The 19,662-nt window shown below is 59.0% G+C and carries 17 protein-coding genes and 3 tRNA genes; 17 read left to right on the forward strand and 3 right to left on the reverse strand.

Going from position 1 to position 19,662, the window contains the following annotated elements; all coding sequences use genetic code 11:
* The 9 genes from IIA05_10510 to IIA05_10550 all read left to right on the forward strand — a co-directional run bounded on the left by IIA05_10510 (position 1) and on the right by IIA05_10550 (position 10,670).
* Entirely contained in the window at positions 1-2,964 is a 2,964-nt protein-coding gene (locus IIA05_10510; GenBank protein MCH9027537.1) for a hypothetical protein, read from the forward strand.
* A 63-nt stretch (positions 2,965-3,027) separates the two neighbouring features.
* Positions 3,028-3,861, forward strand: coding sequence for a tRNA pseudouridine(38-40) synthase TruA (truA, locus tag IIA05_10515; GenBank protein MCH9027538.1), 834 nt, complete (start codon positions 3,028-3,030; stop codon positions 3,859-3,861).
* Positions 3,848-4,717, forward strand: coding sequence for an acetyl-CoA carboxylase carboxyltransferase subunit beta (locus tag IIA05_10520; protein MCH9027539.1), 870 nt, complete (start codon positions 3,848-3,850; stop codon positions 4,715-4,717). Before truA ends, IIA05_10520 begins: the two co-directional genes overlap by 14 nt.
* Before the next feature lie 27 nt (positions 4,718-4,744).
* Positions 4,745-6,073: a bifunctional tetrahydrofolate synthase/dihydrofolate synthase gene (folC, locus tag IIA05_10525; GenBank protein MCH9027540.1), complete on the forward strand. Its 1,329-nt coding sequence runs from the start codon at positions 4,745-4,747 to the stop codon at positions 6,071-6,073.
* Between the two features lie 5 nt (positions 6,074-6,078).
* Positions 6,079-6,657 carry an SPOR domain-containing protein gene (locus tag IIA05_10530; GenBank protein MCH9027541.1) on the forward strand — a complete coding sequence of 193 codons (579 nt, stop codon included), beginning with the start codon at positions 6,079-6,081 and terminating at the stop codon, positions 6,655-6,657.
* A 67-nt stretch (positions 6,658-6,724) separates the two neighbouring features.
* Positions 6,725-7,216, forward strand: coding sequence for a CvpA family protein (locus tag IIA05_10535; GenBank protein ID MCH9027542.1), 492 nt, complete (start codon positions 6,725-6,727; stop codon positions 7,214-7,216).
* 44 nt (positions 7,217-7,260) lie between these two features.
* The gene (gene purF / locus IIA05_10540) at positions 7,261-8,760 is read left to right on the forward strand and encodes an amidophosphoribosyltransferase (protein ID MCH9027543.1); all 1,500 of its coding nucleotides are present in this window, start codon (positions 7,261-7,263) and stop codon (positions 8,758-8,760) included.
* A gap of 30 nt (positions 8,761-8,790) precedes the next feature.
* Entirely contained in the window at positions 8,791-10,044 is a 1,254-nt protein-coding gene (locus tag IIA05_10545) for a protein kinase (protein ID MCH9027544.1), read from the forward strand.
* Positions 10,045-10,052: 8 nt separating this feature from the next.
* Positions 10,053-10,670: a tRNA-(ms[2]io[6]A)-hydroxylase gene (locus tag IIA05_10550; GenBank protein MCH9027545.1), complete on the forward strand. Its 618-nt coding sequence runs from the start codon at positions 10,053-10,055 to the stop codon at positions 10,668-10,670.
* Here IIA05_10550 and IIA05_10555 read toward each other — a convergent pair.
* Positions 10,667-11,389, reverse strand: a complete 723-nt coding sequence (locus tag IIA05_10555; protein ID MCH9027546.1) for a UDP-2,3-diacylglucosamine diphosphatase — start codon at positions 11,387-11,389, stop codon at positions 10,667-10,669. The two genes, IIA05_10550 and IIA05_10555, sit on opposite strands and share 4 nt — an antisense overlap.
* 7 nt (positions 11,390-11,396) lie before the next feature.
* Complete coding sequence (locus IIA05_10560) at positions 11,397-11,984, reverse strand: peptidyl-prolyl cis-trans isomerase (GenBank protein ID MCH9027547.1); 588 nt, start codon at positions 11,982-11,984, stop codon at positions 11,397-11,399.
* A gap of 124 nt (positions 11,985-12,108) precedes the next feature.
* Here IIA05_10560 and IIA05_10565 point away from each other — a divergent pair, with 124 nt between their 5' ends.
* The 3 genes from IIA05_10565 (at position 12,109) to IIA05_10575 (ending at position 16,140) form a co-directional block, all read left to right on the forward strand.
* Positions 12,109-13,548 carry a glutamate--tRNA ligase gene (locus IIA05_10565; GenBank protein MCH9027548.1) on the forward strand — a complete coding sequence of 480 codons (1,440 nt, stop codon included), beginning with the start codon at positions 12,109-12,111 and terminating at the stop codon, positions 13,546-13,548.
* A complete protein-coding gene (locus IIA05_10570; GenBank protein ID MCH9027549.1) occupies positions 13,542-14,951 on the forward strand; it encodes a cysteine--tRNA ligase in 1,410 nt (469 codons plus the stop codon). Before IIA05_10565 ends, IIA05_10570 begins: the two co-directional genes overlap by 7 nt.
* A gap of 142 nt (positions 14,952-15,093) precedes the next feature.
* Positions 15,094-16,140 carry a Fic family protein gene (locus IIA05_10575; protein MCH9027550.1) on the forward strand — a complete coding sequence of 349 codons (1,047 nt, stop codon included), beginning with the start codon at positions 15,094-15,096 and terminating at the stop codon, positions 16,138-16,140.
* 32 nt (positions 16,141-16,172) lie between these two features.
* Here IIA05_10575 and folD read toward each other — a convergent pair whose 3' ends face one another.
* The gene (gene folD, locus IIA05_10580) at positions 16,173-17,024 is read right to left on the reverse strand and encodes a bifunctional methylenetetrahydrofolate dehydrogenase/methenyltetrahydrofolate cyclohydrolase FolD (GenBank protein MCH9027551.1); all 852 of its coding nucleotides are present in this window, start codon (positions 17,022-17,024) and stop codon (positions 16,173-16,175) included.
* 182 nt (positions 17,025-17,206) lie between these two features.
* On the opposite strand from folD, the gene IIA05_10585 reads away from it, so the two are divergent.
* The 5 genes from IIA05_10585 to IIA05_10605 all read left to right on the forward strand — a co-directional run bounded on the left by IIA05_10585 (position 17,207) and on the right by IIA05_10605 (position 19,285).
* Positions 17,207-17,283, forward strand: a tRNA-Pro gene (locus IIA05_10585).
* 239 nt (positions 17,284-17,522) lie between these two features.
* Positions 17,523-17,942: a hypothetical protein gene (locus IIA05_10590; GenBank protein MCH9027552.1), complete on the forward strand. Its 420-nt coding sequence runs from the start codon at positions 17,523-17,525 to the stop codon at positions 17,940-17,942.
* 187 nt (positions 17,943-18,129) lie between these two features.
* Positions 18,130-18,205 (forward strand) — tRNA-His (locus tag IIA05_10595).
* 157 nt (positions 18,206-18,362) lie between these two features.
* A tRNA-Lys gene (locus IIA05_10600) sits at positions 18,363-18,439 on the forward strand.
* A gap of 375 nt (positions 18,440-18,814) precedes the next feature.
* The gene (locus IIA05_10605; protein ID MCH9027553.1) at positions 18,815-19,285 is read left to right on the forward strand and encodes a hypothetical protein; all 471 of its coding nucleotides are present in this window, start codon (positions 18,815-18,817) and stop codon (positions 19,283-19,285) included.
* Positions 19,286-19,662: the final 377 nt, after the last annotated feature.

Consider the following 19,662-nt stretch of genomic DNA (forward strand, 5'->3'; position numbering starts at 1 on the left):
ATGGTGCGCAAAATTGCGTTTTCGATCTGGCTGACATTGCTGATCGTACCGTTTTCGGCGCAGGGACTGGGCCTCGGCGAAATCACGCTGAATTCCGCTTTGAATCAACCGCTGGATGCGGATATCGAGCTGTTGTCGGTTGAGCGGGAAGATCTGGCGACGCTGACGGCAACGATGGCCTCCGACGATCTGTTTGCCCGTTACGGGCTGGATCGGGCCTCATTTCTCAATTCGATCAGCCTGGATATCAGGAGCCCGTCGGCCGACCGCCATGTCATCCACGTATCGTCGAGCCGCTCGATATCCGAGCCGTTCGTGACCATGCTGATCGAGTTGAACTGGGGGCGGGGCCGCATGCTCAGAGAGTACACGGTGCTGCTCGATCCACCGGTATTCGCTGCCCAGCCAGCGCAGCCTGCGCCGACACCGGTAGCGCCGACACCGCGCGCGACCACCGGCACAACCGGTACCGTGGTGCGTATACCGCAGCCGGTTGCCGAACCCGAATCGATGCCGGTGTCCAGACCACCAGCCATGCCGAGCGCATTGCCGGCCGCCGGGCGGCCAGACGAATACATGGTGCAGCGAAACGACACGCTGTGGGAACTGTCGCGCGACCTGCGTCCGGCCGGCACGGAAATCAACCAGATGATGATTGCCATGTTCCGGGCCAATCCCGAGGCGTTCTACGGCAACATCAATCGGCTGAAAGCCGGCGTGATTTTGCGAATTCCCGACAGTGTGGATATGGCCGGGATCAATCGCGCGGCCGCCAATGCTGAAGTCCGCCGGCAAATGGCGGAATGGCGTGGCGGCAGTTTTGTCAGCGGCGCTGAAGACCGCGGGCGCCTGAAACTGGTCCCGGCGGACAGCGGCAGCCTAGGCGGCGCCGGCGCGGCGGGCGCCGATGAGGCGCTGGCCCAGGAATTGGCCGACCAGACCACGGAAAACCTGCTCCTGCGCAACCAAATCGAGGAATTATCGGGGCGCCTCGAAGAGCAGGAACGCTTGCTGCAAGTGAGAGATTCTGAGCTGGCGATGTTGCAAAGCCAGGCCGCGGCGCGCCTGGCCGCTGATGACACCGAGATTCCGGTTGACGATGAGCCCGCGACCGCGGAGCCGGTAGCCGCGGATGATGCAGCCGCAGTTGCCGACACGACGGCCGACCTGCCAGCGGACACGACTGTGGCGGATAGTGCCACGACGGTTACCCGGCCGGTGCCGACCGTGATCAGCCGGCCGCGCAGCAGCCCGTCGTTGCTGGACCGGGTGACGGATCTGGCTGGCAACCAATGGCTGTGGATCGGTCTGGGCGTGGTCGTGCTGGCGATGGGCGGGCTGATTTTCGCCAGGCGGCGTCGCGAAGAAGCGGTGCTGATGGAAGCGATAGTTGCCGACGAGCAGTATGCAAGCGACGAGCGCGGCACCGGCACGGCCAGGATACAGACGATTAAACCGGAGACGGACGACAGCTTTGTCGTTGAGGAATCCGTCGCTCCCGAGGTCGATCCGTTTGCCGACACCATTGCGGAAGAGGACGAAGAAGAGGCCGTCGAAGTAGACCTCGAAACGACGATGCCCGGCGTGGAAGTCGATCTTACCGACGTCGATCAGACGATCAGCGGCGACACGCAGATAAACCTCGAAGGCGCGGACCCGATGGCGGAAGCGGATTTCCATATGGCATATGGCCTTTACGACCAGGCTGCCGACCTGGTGCAGAAAGCGCTCGATAAAGATCCCGAACGCAACGATTTCCGCAACAAACTGGCCGAAATTTTCTTTGTCTGGGGCAACAAGGATTCGTTCCTTGATACGGCCCAGTATCTCCATGACCATCAGGAGCAAATGGCCGAGGGCGAATGGGACAAGATCGTCATCATGGGTCGGCAGATTGACCCGGACAGCCATTTATTCACCGAAGAGTCTGGCGCGGGCATGGTCGGGGCGGTCGATATGCCACTCGAGGAAACCAAGGTTAGCGAGGTCGATGTCGACCTGCTGATGGGCGCCGACGATGACGAGGATCAGGCCGCGGAAGCGACCGAATTCGACGATGTTTTTGCAGACGTCGCAGACGATGACGCGGGTGACCTGCTCGGCACGGACGCAGGCGGGGAGGACGAGCTCGATGTCAGCGGCCTCGCCGCGGCAGAGTTGGGCAAGGATGAGGGGATCACCGCCGCCGAGGACGAAATTGACGATCTGGAAGCGACCAGCCAGACCGCGGAATTGAATATCGATGACCTGGGTTTGGGCGATGAACTGGATGCCACCGGAACGATGCAGATAGTCGATCTGGAAGACCAGGAAGAACCAGCAAAAGAGAGCGGTCAGGAAACCGAGCAGATCAGGATACAGGCGCTGAAGGAATCGGCAGAAGAGGGTCTGGATTTCGAGCTTGGCGATGAGGGTGAGGCTGCCGCCATTGACCCGGGTCAGACTGCGCAAATGCCGAAGCTGTCGATGGATGAAGATGAAGATGACGATGAAGAAAAGATGTTCAGCGATGTTTTCGGTGAGGACGATGAGTCGCGTATCTCGGATAACCTGGACCTGGATATAGGCGTCGATTTCGATTCCACGGACAAAGACGATACGCTCGCCCAGACCACGGAAATGACGCGCGAGATGGAAGCCGTCGATGAAGGCGATGACCTGGAACATACCGGCACCATGCGCTTGCCCGATCCTGCTCCGACCGATGCGACGGGCATGCACGATGTCACCGGCATCCACGAAGCCATCATCGTGGACGAGGATTACACCGGCACGATAAAACTACCGGATGCCGACTCCGAAGCTGAAACCATGAGCGAAGTCGGGACCAAACTCGACCTTGCGAGAGCCTACGTGGACATGGGTGATCCGGATGGCGCCCGCAGCATCCTTGATGAGGTGCTCGAAGAGGGCAATGAGCAGCAAAAAGTGGAAGCTCAAGCGCTGCTCGATAGCCTGGCCTGATTTTTTTCCTGGCATTCCCATTCCTTTGTTTTTGCGACCGGTGGCCCGGTGGGAGCGCACCTGATGGCGCGTTTGGCATTTGGCGTCGAGTACGACGGTAGTAATTTGCGTGGCTGGCAGGTGCAGCCGGAAGGCCGCAGCGTGCAGGGCTGTCTGCAGGAAGCGCTGTCCAAAGTGGCGGACGAAACGCTGACAGTCGTTGGTGCCGGCAGAACCGATGCCGGCGTACACGCAACGGCGCAAGTCGCCCATATCGATACCAGCGTCCAACGCAACGAGCGCAGCTGGCTGTTGGGCGCCAACAGCAATCTGCCGGATGACATCAGCGTGAACTGGGTCCAGCCGGTCGATGACCGCTTTCATGCGCGGTTCAGCGCTCTTTCGAGAACCTACCAGTATCTGATCCTCAATCGCGCCGGGCGCAGTGGCCTGTGGTGGCGGTATAGCAGTTGGGTGCGGGAAGAACTCGAGATCGAGCGCATGCGGCAAGGTGCACAATTTCTGCTGGGGGAACACGACTTCAGTTCATTTCGTGCCGCGGCCTGCCAGGCAAAAACACCGGTCCGCACAGTCCACTGCATCGAAATTGAGCGGCGCGGCGACTTGATCAGCCTGCGGATACGCGCGAACGCCTTTTTGCAACACATGGTCAGAAATATCGCCGGCACCTTGATTCGCATCGGCCGCGGCGAGGCCGAGCCGTCCTGGGCGGGCGAAGTGCTGGTGGCCAGGGATCGATGCGCGGCGGGCAGCAAGGCGCCAGCTTCAGGCCTGTACCTGGTGGGCGTGGCGTACGATGATCGCCATGGTTTGCCCGCCGGTATCCTGTCCGCCAAACTGTTTCAAGGTAGGATGGAACCGCCCCGAACCCAGAGGATGCCTGATGAGCTGGTTTGAAAAACTCATGCCCTCGAGAATAAAGACCGATCAGCGCACGCGCTCGGTTCCCGAAGGCCTGTGGATGAACTGCAAGTCCTGTAACGCGGTTTTGTACAAGTCGGACGTGGAACGCAACCTCAGCGTCTGCCCCAAGTGCGGATACCACATGCGGGTCAGCGCACGTGTGCGCATAGAGGGGTTCCTCGATGAGGGCAGTTATCAGGAAGTCGCCAACAACCTGGAATCGATAGACACGCTGCGTTTCAAGGACTTGAAGCGTTACCGGGACCGGTTGCAGGCGGCACAAAAAAAGACCGGCGAGAACAGTGCGCTGCTGGTGTTCAAGGGAACATTGAAGGGGATACCGGTGGTTGCCTGCGCGTTCGAGTTCGGCTTTCTTGGCGGCTCGATGGGCTCGGTCGTCGGCGAAAAATTTGTTCGTGCGGTCGGTATGGCCATGCAAGACAACCGGCCGCTGATCTGTTTCTCTGCCAGCGGCGGTGCACGCATGCAGGAGGCCTTGCTGTCGTTGATGCAGATGGCCAAGACCAGCGCCGCCCTTGCCCGGATGGGTCAGCGCGGAATTCCCTATGTTTCCGTATTGACCGATCCCACGACCGGCGGCGTTTCCGCCAGCCTCGCTTTGCTCGGCGATGTCAATATCGGCGAGCCGGGCGCGTTGATCGGTTTTGCCGGTCCCCGGGTGATCGAGCAAACCGTCCGCGAGACCCTGCCCGAAGGATTCCAGCGCAGTGAGTTTTTGCTCGATCATGGCGCGCTGGACCAGATCGTCGACCGGCGCGAGATGCGCGCCCGGATCGCCGATATTATCTCGATGCTTGCCGGTCAGCCGCGGCCGGAGGCTGACGCCTGACCGGCGGTCATCCATCGCGGCATCGGCATGCCATCGCCACATCCTGGATTGCACAGCTCGCTGGCTGAGTGGCTGCGCTGGCAGGAAACACTGCATCCGAACCGTATAGACCTCGGCCTGGAGCGCTGCCGCGAGGTGCTGGGCAGGCTGGCTGACGGCGCGCCGGCGTGGCCGCTGATCACGGTCGCGGGCACCAATGGTAAGGGTTCCTGCGTCGCGTTTATGGAACAGGCCTTGCTTGCGCTGGGGCGCCGGCCCGGGGCGTTCAGTTCGCCTCACCTGAACCGTTATAACGAGCGGATTCGCATCGCGGGCGCGGAAGCGACCGACCGGCAACTGGTCGAGGTTTTTTTTGCGATCGACCAGGCGCGCGCCGGGACCAGCCTGACTTACTTTGAGTTCAGTGCGCTGGCGGCGATCGAACTGTTCAGGCGTGAAAATGTCGATGTTGCCCTGCTCGAGGTCGGTCTGGGCGGTCGCCTGGACGCGAGCAATGTCATAGACGCCGATATCGCGGTGGTGACCTCGCTGGCGTTGGACCACCGGGAATGGCTCGGTGAAACCCTGGCCGAAATAGCCGGCGAAAAAGCCGGGATATTTCGCGCCGGCAAGCCCGCGATCTGTGGTGAGCCCGACCCACCCGACAGCCTGATTCGGACCGCCGCGGGCCTGCCGGCCCGATTGTTGCTCAGGGAGCGGGATTTTTCTTTTCGATGGCAGGGAGAAAGCACCGGGAAGTGGCTTTGCGAAGGGCCGGGGTGGCGCTTTGACGATCTGCCGCTGCCGCCCGTATGCAGTAATCCCATACTCTCGAACATCGCTTGTGCGATTGCAGCATTGCAGTTGCTGCGGCCCGCGCCGGTTGCCGATAAACGGCAGTGGCCAGCGGCGCTGGCGACGGCGATGCGGCTTGGGACGCCACCCGGCCGCTTCCAGGTTTTTCCCGGGGATGTGGAGTGGATCGTCGATGTTGCCCACAATGCAGCTGCGTTCGAGCACCTGGCCGACAACCTGGCCCGGCAACCGGGTTACCGCGATGGCCGCAACGTCCTGGTGCTGGGCATGCTGGCGGACAAGGATGTGGCGGCGCTCGCACCGTTGGCGGCGCTGGTCGATTGCTGGTACGCGGTCAGCACCGAAGGCGCGCGCGGGGTGGCGGCGGACACCCTGGCCGATCGCCTGAGCGGCCTGCTCGGCAAAGCGGTGGCTTGCCTGCCGCAGGTCGAGGAAGCCTGTGCCGCGGCGGCAGGCCAGGCCAGACCGGGCGACCGGATCGTCGTTACCGGTTCATTTACGGTGGCCGGTCCCGCGCTTGCCTGGTTGCGTGGCGAGACCTCGACGCAGGCGTTAAACTAAGGATGATGAGCCAGCAACTCAAAGAACGTCTGACCGGCGCGGCCGTACTGGTAATCCTCGGCGCATTGCTGATTCCCGAATTCCTGTCCGGCCCGCCGCCGGATAATCCGAGCGGCAGCGACGACCTTTTATTGCCCGCTGCCGATGCGCAACCGGTACGCACCCACACGATCCGCCTGAATGACCCGCAGGCCGCGGACCAGCCGCCGGTCGCACAACGGGTGCGCAGCGAGCCGCAGACTGCGCGGCACGATGCCGGTTTGGCGACTGCGAACAGCCCGGGTGGACCACAGGCGGTGAAGCCTGGTGCCGGAAATGCCGCGGCAGCCGGCCAAAAAACACCGGCCCGGCTGGACGGCTGGGCCGTACAGGCGGGCAGTTTCTCCAGTCTGGAGAACGCGCGCCGGCTCGCCGCGACCTTGCAATCGATGGGCTATGACAGTTTCATCAGCGAGACGGTCATCGACGGCCGCAATTTGCACCGGGTGCGGATCGGTCCGCTGGCCGATCGCAAAGCGGCAGACCGCATCGCGAAGGAGCTTCAGCAGCAAGGGCAACAGGCGAAATCCGTACCCCATCCATGACCGCTTTGCTGCAGGTAACGCCGAGTCTGCTAAAATACCCGCCACTCACTCCCGCGGGCCGTAAATAATGGGTTTCGATTTATTGCTGATCGTCATACTCCTGATATCGATGGTGATGGGCGTCATGCGCGGATTTTTTCGCGAGCTGTTATCCATGGTCGGCTGGATTGTCGCCATCTGGGTTGCCTGGGAATACAGCTATCTGCTTGCGCCTTACCTGGGCGGCGAGCTTTCGGTGACGGTAAAAATCTGGGTCAGTCGGGTGATTCTGTTCATCGGCGTCCTGATCCTGGCATTGCTGATCGGCAACCTGGTCGGCATGATCGTGGAAAGAAGCGCGTTGTCCGTTCCCGATCGCAGTCTCGGTATGTTGTTCGGTTTTGTCCGCGGTATTATCCTGATCGGACTGGTGGTGATGATCGCGCAAGTCCTGCAGATGCCGGATCAGCCTTGGTGGGACAATTCAAAACTGGTTCCGTACGGAACCGCGGTGGCAGACTGGATGCAACAGTTTCTGGATGCCGGGGTAAGCTATATCGAAGATTCGGTGGATTTCTGATCGCCTCTTGAGATCCGGGGTTTTTTTGTCGGTGAGATTCTAAAATGTGTGGTGTAGTCGGAATTGTTGCTCAGGCCGCTGTCAACCAGTCTATTTACGATGCGCTGACGGTTTTGCAGCATCGTGGCCAGGATGCTGCGGGCATCATGACCTGCGATGGTTTCGAGTTGCACCAGCGCAAGGACAACGGCCTGGTGCGCGACGTATTCCGGACGCGCCACATGCTCACGCTGAAAGGGAATATGGGTATTGGCCATGTGCGCTATCCGACCGCGGGCAGCGCCAGTGCAAGCCAGGCACAGCCGTTTTACGTCAACAGCCCGCACGGTATTTGCCTGGCCCACAACGGTAATCTCACCAATACCCGGCAACTGACCAGCCTCCTGATCAAGGAAGACCGGCGCCACCTGAATACGCAGTCCGATTCGGAACTGGTGCTCAATGTACTGGCGCATGAATTGCAGCGCCAGGACGGTGAACTCAAGCCTGACAATGTATTCCGCGCGGTTAGCGCGTTGCACCGTCGCTGCGCCGGCGGCTATGCGGTGGTCGCGATGATCATCGGTCACGGCATCCTGGGTTTTCGCGATCCCAACGGCATTCGTCCGTTGATCATCGGTGTTCGGCAAACCGATAAGGGCCAGGAGCACATGCTAGCCTCGGAGAGTGTCGCGCTCGACGGGCTGGGCTTCGAAATCCTGCGCGACGTGGGGCCCGGCGAGGCGGTCTGGATCGATACCAGCGGCACGCTGCACAGCAAGCAATGCGCGGCCGGTGCGCGCCATGCGCCGTGCATATTCGAGTTCGTTTATTTTGCCCGGCCGGACTCAATTATCGACAATATTTCGGTATACAAGGCGCGGTTACGGATGGGCGACCGGTTGGCCGCCCGGATCCTGAGCATCTACCCGGACAACGATATCGATGTCGTGATACCGATCCCGGACACCAGCCGCACCAGTGCAGTGCAGGTTGCGCACGCGCTCGGCGTCAAGTATCGCGAGGGCTTTATCAAGAACCGCTATATCGGCCGGATATTCATCATGCCGGGTCAGGAAATGAGACGCCGGTCGGTGCGCAGAAAGCTCAACGCGATCGATCTCGAATTCCGCGGCAAGAACGTGTTGCTGGTGGATGATTCGATTGTTCGCGGGACCACCTCACAGCAGATCATCGAGATGGCCAGGGAAGCTGGCGCCAGCAAAGTCTATTTCGCCTCGGCCGCGCCGCCGGTGCGCTTTCCCAATGTCTACGGCATCGATATGCCGGCTGCCGCGGAACTGGTCGCCAATGGCCGCAGCGAACACGAAGTTTCGATGATCATCGGTGCGGACTGGCTGGTCTACCAGGATCTCGCAGACCTGATTGCCGCGGTTCGCTACGACAATGCCGCCATCGAATACTTCGATACTTCCTGTTTCTCGGGCGAATACATCGCTGGCGATATCAGCGAAGAATACCTGCACCGAATCGAAAAGGAGCGTTCCGAAGAAGCCATGGCAAAACGCATTGGCGAAGACAGCGATCTGCAACAGGTGGTCTGACATCGATTCGCCCCGCCCGCCCGGTTTTCGATGACAGTCCGAATCCTGATAATCGACGACGACCCGCAGTACCATAAACTGCTGGCGCGTCATATCAAGAGCGAATGGGCCGATGCCGAGGTCAGGTCGATAAGAAAAACCGACTGCTCCGCCGACGGCCAGTTGATCCCCGACGGCGTCAATGCGAGCGACTACCATGCGGTGCTGCTCGATCGAGCGCCTTCAGGCAAGGACGGGCTGAAATCGTTGCGGGATTTCAAGCGCCGGCCCGACTTTCCACCGGTGATTTTCATAATCGACCGAGGCAACGAATTGCTCGCCGTCGAGGCGGTCAAGGCTGGCGCGGAAGATTACCTGCTCAGGGAGGAGATCAACCACGATCGCTTTATCGCCAGCCTGCGGAGCGCGATCCGTAAACACCAAAGGACTTCTGCGTTGCTTAGCCGGCGGCAGGCGCTGGACGAGGCTTGTCGTTTTGGCGCGGTAATCATTCGCGGCCACCGATTTATCCGTGAACTGGGCAGTGGTGGAAATTCCTCCGTTTACCTGGCCGAGGGTGACAAGGAGAAAGGCCTGGTGGTGCTCAAAGTGTTCAGGCTGGCGCCTGAAATCACGGAAGCGCAGAATTCTTTCGATCGTTTCATCCAGGAATACGAGCTGATTTCGCGGATCGAGCATCCCAACATCGTGCGCATTTTCGATCTCGGCGTGGCCGACGATCATGCCTATATCGCGATGGAGTATTTCATGGGAGGCAGCCTGCGCGCGAAAATGAAGCAGGCCTTGCCGGTCGCGACGGTACTGGATTATCTGCGGCAGATCGCCGGCGCGCTGATGGCCATTCACGAAGTCGGTATCTTGCATCGCGATCTGAAACCGGCCAACGTCATGTTTCGGGAAGACCAGTCCATGGCGCTGATCGATTTTGGCCTGGCTAAGCAGATGACGCTGGATCAGGAGATTACCGGTTCCGGTGAGATTTTCGGTACGCCGTATTACATGAGCCCTGAACAAGGCCACGCGGGCCAGGTCGATGAGCGCAGCGATATCTACAGCCTCGGCGTGATGCTTTTTGAAATGCTCAGCGGCGAGAAACCCTATACCGCCGATACGCCGATGGCGGTCATTTACAAGCACGGCAATACGCCGTTGCCGCGGCTGAGCGAAGCGTTGGCCGAGTTTCAGGAGTTGCTCGACCGGATGTTGGCCAAGGATCCGCACGACCGTTTCCAGTCCACGCAGGCACTGCTGGCTTACCTGGATAGCCAGTGGCCACCGCAATGAACGATGCCATGGGCGAAGTGCCGGAGGCGCTCAATGCGTTCCTCGGCGCCGGGACGCCGGCCGAATGGGTGGCGGAGGCGTTGAGACAGCCGGAGGTCCTGCTGCTCGATCACGCCAGTTGTGAATTGAAAGCGGCGTCGACGGCGTTGAGCCTGATGTTCCGTTACCCGCGTCATCGGAAACTGGTCTACCGGATGTCCAGGCTGGCTCGCGAGGAACTCCGGCATTTTGAGCAGGTGCGCGCGTTGATGGAAAAAAGGGGCACGGCCGACCGGCCCTTGACCGCTTCGCGTTACGCCGCGGGTCTGCGCAAGCTGGTCAGGAAAACCGGGCCCGGCGCGCTGGTCGACATGCTGATCACGGGCGCGTTCATCGAGGCGCGTTCTGCGGAGCGCTTCGCGGTGCTCGCACCGCAACTCGATGAAGAGCTGGGGCGGTTTTATGCCGGCCTGCTGGCCGTGGAAGCGCGTCACTTCGAACAATACCTCGGCCTTGCTGTCGAATATCACGCCGGCAGCGAGGCCGAACTACAGCAAAGAATCGAATTGTTTCGCGACGCGGAAGCGGCACTTTGTTGCGATCCGGATCCCCAGTTTCGTTTTCACAGCGGGATGCCGGTAATTTAAAATCCCTGGATCAGTTCGATCCCGTTTTTGTCCCAGCGCACCATGCTGCCTTGTTCATACCACGCGCCCAGTACTATGCGGCGCGCCTCGACGCCGTCTGCCAGCGTGAAATCGTGTACCGCGGGCCGGTGGGTATGCCCGTGCAGCAACAGCGTTACCTGTAGCTCGGTCATCAGCGCCTCGACCGCTTGCTGGTTGACGTCGCCGATTGCCGGCGGCTGTCGTTGCTGATATTGCGCGGATGCATCGCGGGCGCGGCGGGCGAATTCACGCCGCTGTGCCAGTGGCTGTGCAAGAAACCGCTGTTGCCATTGCGGGTCGCGAACTTCTTTCCTGAACGCCTGGTAGCCGAGGTCATCGGTGCACAGTGAATCTCCGTGACTGAGCAGCAGGGTCTCGCCATGCAATTCCAGCCGGGTCGGGTCGTCGAGCAATTGGCAGCCGCTGTCTTTGGCGAAGCGCTCGCCAATCAGGAAATCGCGGTTGCCATGCATGAAGTAAACCGGCACGCCGGAATCGCTGAGCGCACGCAGCTTGCGGGGGACCATTTTCGCAAAATCATCGTCGTCGTCATCGCCGACCCATGCTTCGAACAGGTCTCCGAGCAAGTACAGTGCATCGGCTTGTCTGGCCTGTAGTTCCAGGAAGCGAAAAAAACGCTCGCTGATATCCGCTCGCCCGCGCTCTAAATGGACATCGGATACGAAAACCACGGCCACCGTCGGCTTACTCTTGCAGCGTCGCTTTCTGCATCATCACCGTGGCTTTTTTGATGATTACCATGGTTTGTGGTACATCGGTCGGGAACGGCCCCCCGGGACCGGTGGGAATGGCGACAATGGCGTCGATTACATCCATGCCGTCGATCACCGTGCCAAACACGGTATAGCCCCAGCGGCTGGGTTTGGGGTCCAGTTTGGTGTTATCGGATACATTGATGAAAAATTGCGAAGTTGCCGTGTGCGGCAGGTTGGTGCGCGCCATCGCGATCGTGCCCGGCTGATTGCTCAGACCGTTGCCCGATTCATTCGGGATGGGATTGCCAACCGGTTTTTCGCTGTAATCGGCCGCATAGCCTCCGCCCTGGACCATGAACCCCGGTATGACCCGGTGGAATATCGTACCGTCATAATGGCCGCTCTCCACATACTTGAGGAAGTTGTAAACAGTGATTGGCGCCCGTACAGAGTCGAGTTCCAGCACGATGTCCCCGCGGTTGGTTTTCATTTTTATCTTTGGATAAAGCGGCAGTTCCTGCGCCTGCAAGGCGGCGGCAAACAAACCCAGGACCAACCCAACGATCAGTTTTTTCATCAACAACCTCCGGCATGCCAATGCCGCCAATGATAGGCTGAGTCGGCCGATGGATGATAGCCTTGCGATCTGCCCATGCATTGTCTTTTGTCGCAGGACCAGGTTTTAGCTACCATTGCGCGCCATGAATAAAGTCGTCGTCACAACCCGTTTCGCACCGAGTCCGACCGGTTATACGCATCTTGGCAATTTGCGTACCGCGTTGTTCAACGCGCTGCTCGCGCGGGCCGCGGACGGTGAGTTTCTGTTGCGTTCGGAAGATACCGATCGCGACCGCAGCGCCGAAAAATATCTCGATGCGCTGTGCGATGACCTGCGCTGGCTGGGGCTGGACTGGGACCTCGGACCGGGCATGGAAGATCCCGCCGGCGGGCGCGGTCCGTTTCGCCAGTCCGAGCGACAGGCCATCTACCAGGCCTGGTTTGACAGGCTCAGCGAGCAGCGGCTGGCCTATCCGTGTTTTTGCAGCCGTGAGGAGCTGGAAAAATCGCGCAGAAAGCAGCAGCGCGCGAACCAGGCGCCACGCTATGCGGGCACTTGTCGCGAGCTCGATGACCAAGAAATCGACGAACGATTGCTCGCCGATCAGCGGCCGACCCTGCGCTATCGGGTCGCCGATGAAGGGGTCGTCGAATTTTCCGACCTGGCGAAAGGGCCGCAGAAATTCGAGTTGGCGGATATTGGCGATTTCATTATTCGTCGCTCGGATGGTACCCCGGCATTTTTTTTCAGTAACGCGCTGGATGACTCGCTGATGGGGGTCACCCATGTGCTGCGCGGCGAGGATCACCTGGCCAATACGCCGCGGCAGATCGTCTTGCTGCGTTCGCTGGGTCTGAATGTACCCGCGTACGGGCATTTGTCGCTGATCGTCGGCGATGACGGCAAACCGCTCTCGAAACGCAAGGGTGCCGCCAGTCTCAAAGACCTCAGGGCGAAGGGTTACCTGCCGGCCGCGCTGAACAATCACCTGTTTCGCCTCGGCCATGCCAGCGACAGCGGCGAGTTGATGACCCTGGCTGAACTGGCCGCGCGTTTCGATTGCGCGCGCCTGGGCCGGGCGCCGGCCCGCCATGACCCAGTCCAGCTCGATCACTGGCAGAAACTGGCGGTGATGAAACTCAGCGACGCGGAAGTCAAAACCTGGCTGGGCGCCGGCGGCGACGGAAGTTTTCTCGACGGCATGGTGCCGGCCGATCAAGAGGAAGCCTTCATCAACCTGGTGCGCGACAACCTGCAGCGCCCGGCGGAGGGCGCCGACTGGGCGAAAATATTGTTTCGGGACGAGCCGATGACCGGGGGACTGATCGCTGCCGAGTTGAGCGATAGCGGTGCCGATTTCTTCGCAACAGCGGTACGCTCGTGGGGCAATGGGCACGATAGCTTTGGCGATTTTTCGCGCGAACTGAGCGAAAAAACCGGCCGCAAGGGCAAAAAGCTGTTCCAGCCCCTGCGCCTGGCGCTGACCGGCGAGCTGCATGGGCCGGAGCTCGAGAAAATCGCCGCGCTGATGGGCAAAGACCGCGTGGAACGGAGACTGCGCGAGGCCGCCGAGAGATGCTGAAAATACACAACAGCATGAGCGGCAAGAAAGAGGAATTTGTGCCGCTGGAAGCGGGCAAGGTGCGCATGTACGTGTGCGGCATTACCGTTTACGACTACCTGCACTTAGGCCATGTGCGCATGCTGCTGGTGTTCGACATGGTTACGCGCTGGCTGCGCGCCAGCGGCTATCAGCTCACCTATGTTCGCAACATCACCGACATCGACGACAAGATTATCGCCCGCGCCAACGAAAACGGAGAAGACATCGACGCGCTGACGGCACGGTTTATCGAGGCGATGAACGAAGATTGCGCCGCGCTCGATATCCTGCCGCCGACCCATGAGCCGCGGGCGACCGAAACCATGGACGCGATCATCGCGATGATCGAGGCGCTGGAAAAACGCGGTTACGCCTACCGCGGCGACAACGGGGACGTCTATTACGCGGTGGCGAAATTCGACGGCTATGGCGCCTTGTCCGGCCGGAACCCGGCCGACCTGCGGGCCGGCGCGCGCGTCGAACCCGATCCGCACAAACGCGATCCGCTGGACTTCGTGCTGTGGAAAACGGCCAAGCCCGGCGAACCGTCCTGGCCGTCACCGTGGGGCGACGGCCGGCCCGGCTGGCACATAGAGTGCTCGGCGATGGCGACGAAAGTCCTCGGTAATGTATTCGATATCCATGGCGGCGGCATGGATCTGAAATTCCCGCATCATGAGAACGAAATCGCCCAGTCCTGCGCAGCCACCGATGAAGACTTTGCGAAGCTGTGGATGCACAACGGTTTTGTGCGCGTAGACAACCGAAAAATGTCGAAATCGCTGGGCAACTTTTTCACCCTGCGCGAGATATTCAAAAGTTATCACGCCGACGAGGTCCGCTATTTCCTGTTGGGTCCGCATTACCGGCAGCCGGTGAATTACAGCAGCAAGGAACTGGATGCGGCGCGCGCGGCGCTGGGTGGTCTATATGCGGCGCTGGCGAAGGTCGATCTGCAGGAATCCGATGGCGAGCCAGTGCTCGAGCAAAGTTATGCGCAGCGTTTCGCCGATTCCATGAACGACGATTTCAATACCCCGGGGGCAATGGCGGTGCTCGCCGATCTCAAACACGGTCTGAACCGCAGCCTCGAATCCGGCGATCAGGCCCTGGCTGACAGCCTCGGCCGGGAGTTGGTCCGGCTCGGTGGCATACTCGGCCTGCTGGGCGAGGAACCGCAGGCATGGCTGCGACGGCCGGCGCCGGATGCGAAGACCAGCGAGGAATTGAACGATACCGAGATCGAATCGCTAATCGCAAAGCGCCAGCAGGCGCGGGCAGACAAAGATTTTCCCGAGTCCGACAGAATCAGAGATTTGCTGGCCAAGGCCGGCGTGCAGCTCGAAGACGGCCCCGACGGAACGACCTGGCGACGGATGTAGGAGGGCCTTCGGGCCCGAACCAAAAATCAATCCCGCAGTTGTGCGGATTTCAACGTGTTTTCGGCCAAATGGCCGGATATTAATACTTATCCGGCCATAGTTGCACTATAATGGCCGGGTAAATCGACAACATCCGCATTTTATGGCCAGGAACGCCCTCCGCAAAATTGTCTTCTCGCTGCTGAAAAATAGCTCGGCGCCACTTTCCCTGGCTCAAATTTCGCACAGGATCGACGGGGAAGCGCCACCGCGAACGCTGCGCCGCTGGTTGTCCGCATGGGTCACAAAAGGCGCAATTGAACGTCTGGGCACTGGCCGCGCGACCCGATATCGATACCTGGTACGAGCCGAGGATGCCGCCCGCACGGTCACCGAATCACTGGGCTTTCTGAATGGTTTGGATAATGACTTGAAGGCGGAGTTGCTGGCACAGATACGAGATCTTTGGACACACACATCGACTGCCCTCGAAGGCAATACCCTATCGCTGGGCGATACCCACTTTATTCTTCAAGAAGGGCTGACCATTTCGGGCAAGCCGCTCAAAGATCACCAGGAGGTGATCGGCCATGCCAGGGCCATCGAAATACTTTACCTTTGTTTGCTGGGACAGCTCACCGAAGCCATCGTTTTTGCGCTGCACCTGGCGGTGCAAACGGCGCAGGTGACAGACACACAAAATCCGAATGGCGCCTGGAAAGTCGAGCCAAACGGTACCTACATGATCGGACCCGATGGTACTCAGTTATTTATCGAATATGCGATGCCGTTTTCTGTTCCGGCGTTGATGACAGAAATCATTGACTGCATCAATGGCGTGAATCTCGCCAATCTGACAGCGGTTACGGCGCACAGGGACTACGCCAAAATTCATATGGGCATCGTACACATACATCCCTTTTGGGATGGCAATGGTCGAATTGCACGATTGCTGGCAAATATTCCTTTGCTGAGGGCAGGGCTGCCTCCTCTTACAATCCCACAGGATCAAAGGCGTACCTACATTCAGATTCTGGCCAACTATCAAATTGCGATTGGACAACTGAATGGTGCAACTGGCGTCTGGCCGAACCCATCGCGGTTGATGGAATTCAGTCAATTTTGTGCGTCTTGTTACGCACCTACCGAAAAGCTGGTCGCTGCCGCATATGAGGTTCAGCGCAGGCGAGATCGACTAATCGAGGTGTAGGAAGGCCCTCCACAACATGTCCGAACCAGCGATCAATCGCGCAATTGTGCGGATTTCAGCGTGTTTTCCAGCAATATGGCTACCGTCATCGGCCCGACGCCGCCGGGTACCGGCGTAATCCACGCCGCTCTCTTGCTGGCTTCGGCAAAGCCCACATCGCCGACCAGTTTGCCGTCATCGGTCCGGTTGATGCCGACATCGACGACCACCGCGCCATCGGCAATCCACTCACCCGGGATCAACCCCGGTTTGCCGACCGCGGCGATGAGAATTTCAGCTTTTTCGACCCGCGCCCGCAGGTTCCTGGTGAAACTGTGACAAATGGTGACGGTGGCGTCGGCCAGCAACAACTCCAGCGCAATCGGCCGGCCCACGATAATCGATCGGCCGACCACGACCGCATCCTTGCCGCGAATTTCGATCCCGTTGGCTGCCAGCAAACGCATGATGCCCAGCGCGGTGCAAGGGTGCAGGCGTGGTGCGCCTTGCGCAAGCAAGCCCATGTTTATGGCGTGAAAACCGTCGATGTCCTTGAGCGGGCCGATCGCCTCGGTGATGGCGTTTTCGTCGATCTGATCGGGCAGCGGGAGCTGCACCAGGATGCCGTCTATTTCCGGGTCCGCGTTGAGTCGGTCGATCAACTCCAGCAGTTGCGCCTGCGCGGTATCCGCCGGCAGGTCAAATGCTTTCGAGACGATACCCGCTTCCTCGCAGGCTTTTCGTTTCTTGCCGACATAGATTCCCGATGCAGGATCGTCACCGACCAGGACGACCGCCAGACCGGGTCGTCTCAGTCCCCGGGCGAGACGCTCTTTCACCGCCAGGCGCACGCTTTCCCTGATCTGGTTCGCGACGATTTTTCCATCCAGTAATCTGGCTGCCATTTTCGATTCCTGCCATCCGCGAAAAGCGCGAATTATACACAGCCGCTGCCATCACACGTGAATATTCACGCTTTGCCCGAACATTGGTTATGCTGCCGAATAACTACACAGCGGACCTGAGCTGACGTATCATGCGTCTCCCGCGCAGAGGGGCGATGATCGCTGCTGCAGGCGGGTAGTCGCGGGGCATAGCGCAGCTTGGTAGCGCGTCTGCTTTGGGAGCAGAAGGTCGGGGGTTCGAATCCCTCTGCCCCGACCACCAATTCCGGATTTTGGGAGCCCGCCACGCGGGCGATTTTACAGATATACTTAGGAGTGAAAAAAAGTAGCGCCCGTAGCTCAACCGGATAGAGCATCGGCCTTTGAGTGAGGAGCCTGTGCCGGGAAACTGAACCGGTACAGTGGACTGCACTGTAACGGGGAACCCTTAACAGGTAGTGCTGATGGCAATCCCGTGGAAACCTGTGGTTGACCCGTATGATGGTGTAGGACTCGGTCATGTCGACCGTGCATCACACCAAAGAAAAGGGCGACCTGGGTGTCTTAAAGGCTCAGATCGATCTATTCGAACAGGGGTTCACAATTCTGTTGCCATTAACGGAACACAGTCCGTTTGATTTGGCGGCTTACAGAAAAGGCGAATTCCGACGGGTTCAAGTTAAATATAGAACCGTTGATAAGTTTGGCACAATCCAGGTGAAGTTCTCCACATGCTGGACAGATAAGCATGGAACTCACACGGTACCAATTAACAAAAGCGAAGTTGATTTGTACTGTATTTATTGTCCGGACACTGACGAGTGCTATTACCTGGAACCCGGCAAATTTCGTTCGAATGTATCGCTGAGGGTAGAGACACCCAAGAATAGTCAGCAAAAACGCGTTAACTTCGCGGCAGACTTTCGCAGGGCTCCGTAGAGACTATACGTGCGGCGCCTGTGACGGCGAAGAGATAGTCCAGACCACAAACGTGCAAGTGCACGGCCGTGAAAACGGTAGTTGGTAAGCTAAGCCGAGGGTTGCAGGTTCGAGTCCTGCCGGGCGCGCCAATTTTTCGTTCGATTTATAGTTGTGAGAATTTATCTTTAGTACGACAAAAATAATGGTGGGCGTAGCTCAGCTGGTAGAGCCCCGGGTTGTGATCCCGGTCGTCGTGGGTTCGAGTCCCATCGTCCACCCCAATTTTCGCTCGACCTTCGGTCGGCCAAAAATGATCGGTAAAAATTGATCTTTAGTAATATATTCAAAGAATAAGATAACGTGGAACCACGAATAGCGGATCACCAAAGATCAATCCTCACCTATCAACAAAGTTATTCTGATCAACGCGGGAGAATTGGGGAGCTAGCTCAATTTGGCAGAGCAAGCGGCTCTTAACCGCTAGGTTCAGGGTTCGAGTCCCTGGCTCCCCACCAATTCTCATACGGTAGTCACTTTTGTTTTTGCATAATTCGCCGAATATGGATTGAAGATGCGCAGTTTCTTCACATATTGTCACCACGGTCGGAAATTTTTACAAAGTCACGCAAGCGAATGCGATTTTGAGGCGGCATTGCCGGCTTATGCCTGCCCTCGGGTGCCGAGCTGAATCGATAGTGTGAATGGCGTCTCAGTTTCCACGCCAGAGATGTCGATTACTTTAACGATCGCGGAAGTTCTATTTTTAAGTGACTGATATAAAAGCATAAAAAAAATGGCATGGCATTTGCTTAATACTTGCCATGACTACTTATATACGCAATCTCATCTGTATCCCCTTAATCGTGCTATGTGCCTCTGCCGGCACGGCAGTGGCCGGGCAACTCGATCTGATCGTCAATGGGCGTTCGCACCACGTCAATTCGGACTACGACTGGAACGAGAACAACTATGGCCTCGGACTCGAGTACCAGTACGACAGTTCCTCGCGCTGGCTGTGGTCGGTCAACGGCAACGCGTTCCTGGATAGCCAGAACAACATTTCATACATGGCCGGCGGCGGCCTGAAGAGACGACTGTTGCAGTCGGAGCACCCGGCCGGTTTCTACCTGGATGCGGGGCTGATCGCGTTCATTATGGCGCGCGCCGACATCTATGACTATCTGCCGTTTCCGGGCATTCTGCCGGCAGTGTCCTTTGGCACCAAACGCGTCGGCGTGAATCTGACCTATCTGCCGAAAGCTGCGGTGCGCGACTTCGCGCAAGCCAAGGTGGTGGATCCGAACATCGGCGGCGTATTCTTTCTGCAATTCAAATTCCGCCTGCGAAAACTGTCCCGCTAAGCCTGATTCCAACGGTGGCCGTGGAATCGCCCCGGTATTCCGGAGACTCCTGACCGCCAGGTTCAGGTTTCGAGTTCCTGGCTCGCCACCGGTTCCTTGACGTCAACCCAAAAGACCGCCTGCTAAACAGCAACACGCCCCGTGCCTCTGCATCTTCATTGGTGCGCGCGCGGGTTTTCTTTTGTCTGCGACTTTAAGAGTATCTAAATACCTGTCACGGCCCATGAGGGTTGTAGCCAGCCGTAGGAGCGGCGTCCCGCCGCGATCGGATTCTGGATTCGCGGCGGGACGCCGCTCCTAGTGTGCCCGGCATGGGCATGAACTTGCAATCTGAAAGGAGGTTGCCGAATAGCGTGACGAGAATCGTAGGTGATCCC

Source organism: Pseudomonadota bacterium (genome assembly GCA_022572885.1).
Lineage (GTDB): Bacteria > Pseudomonadota > Gammaproteobacteria > Steroidobacterales > MnTg04 > MnTg04.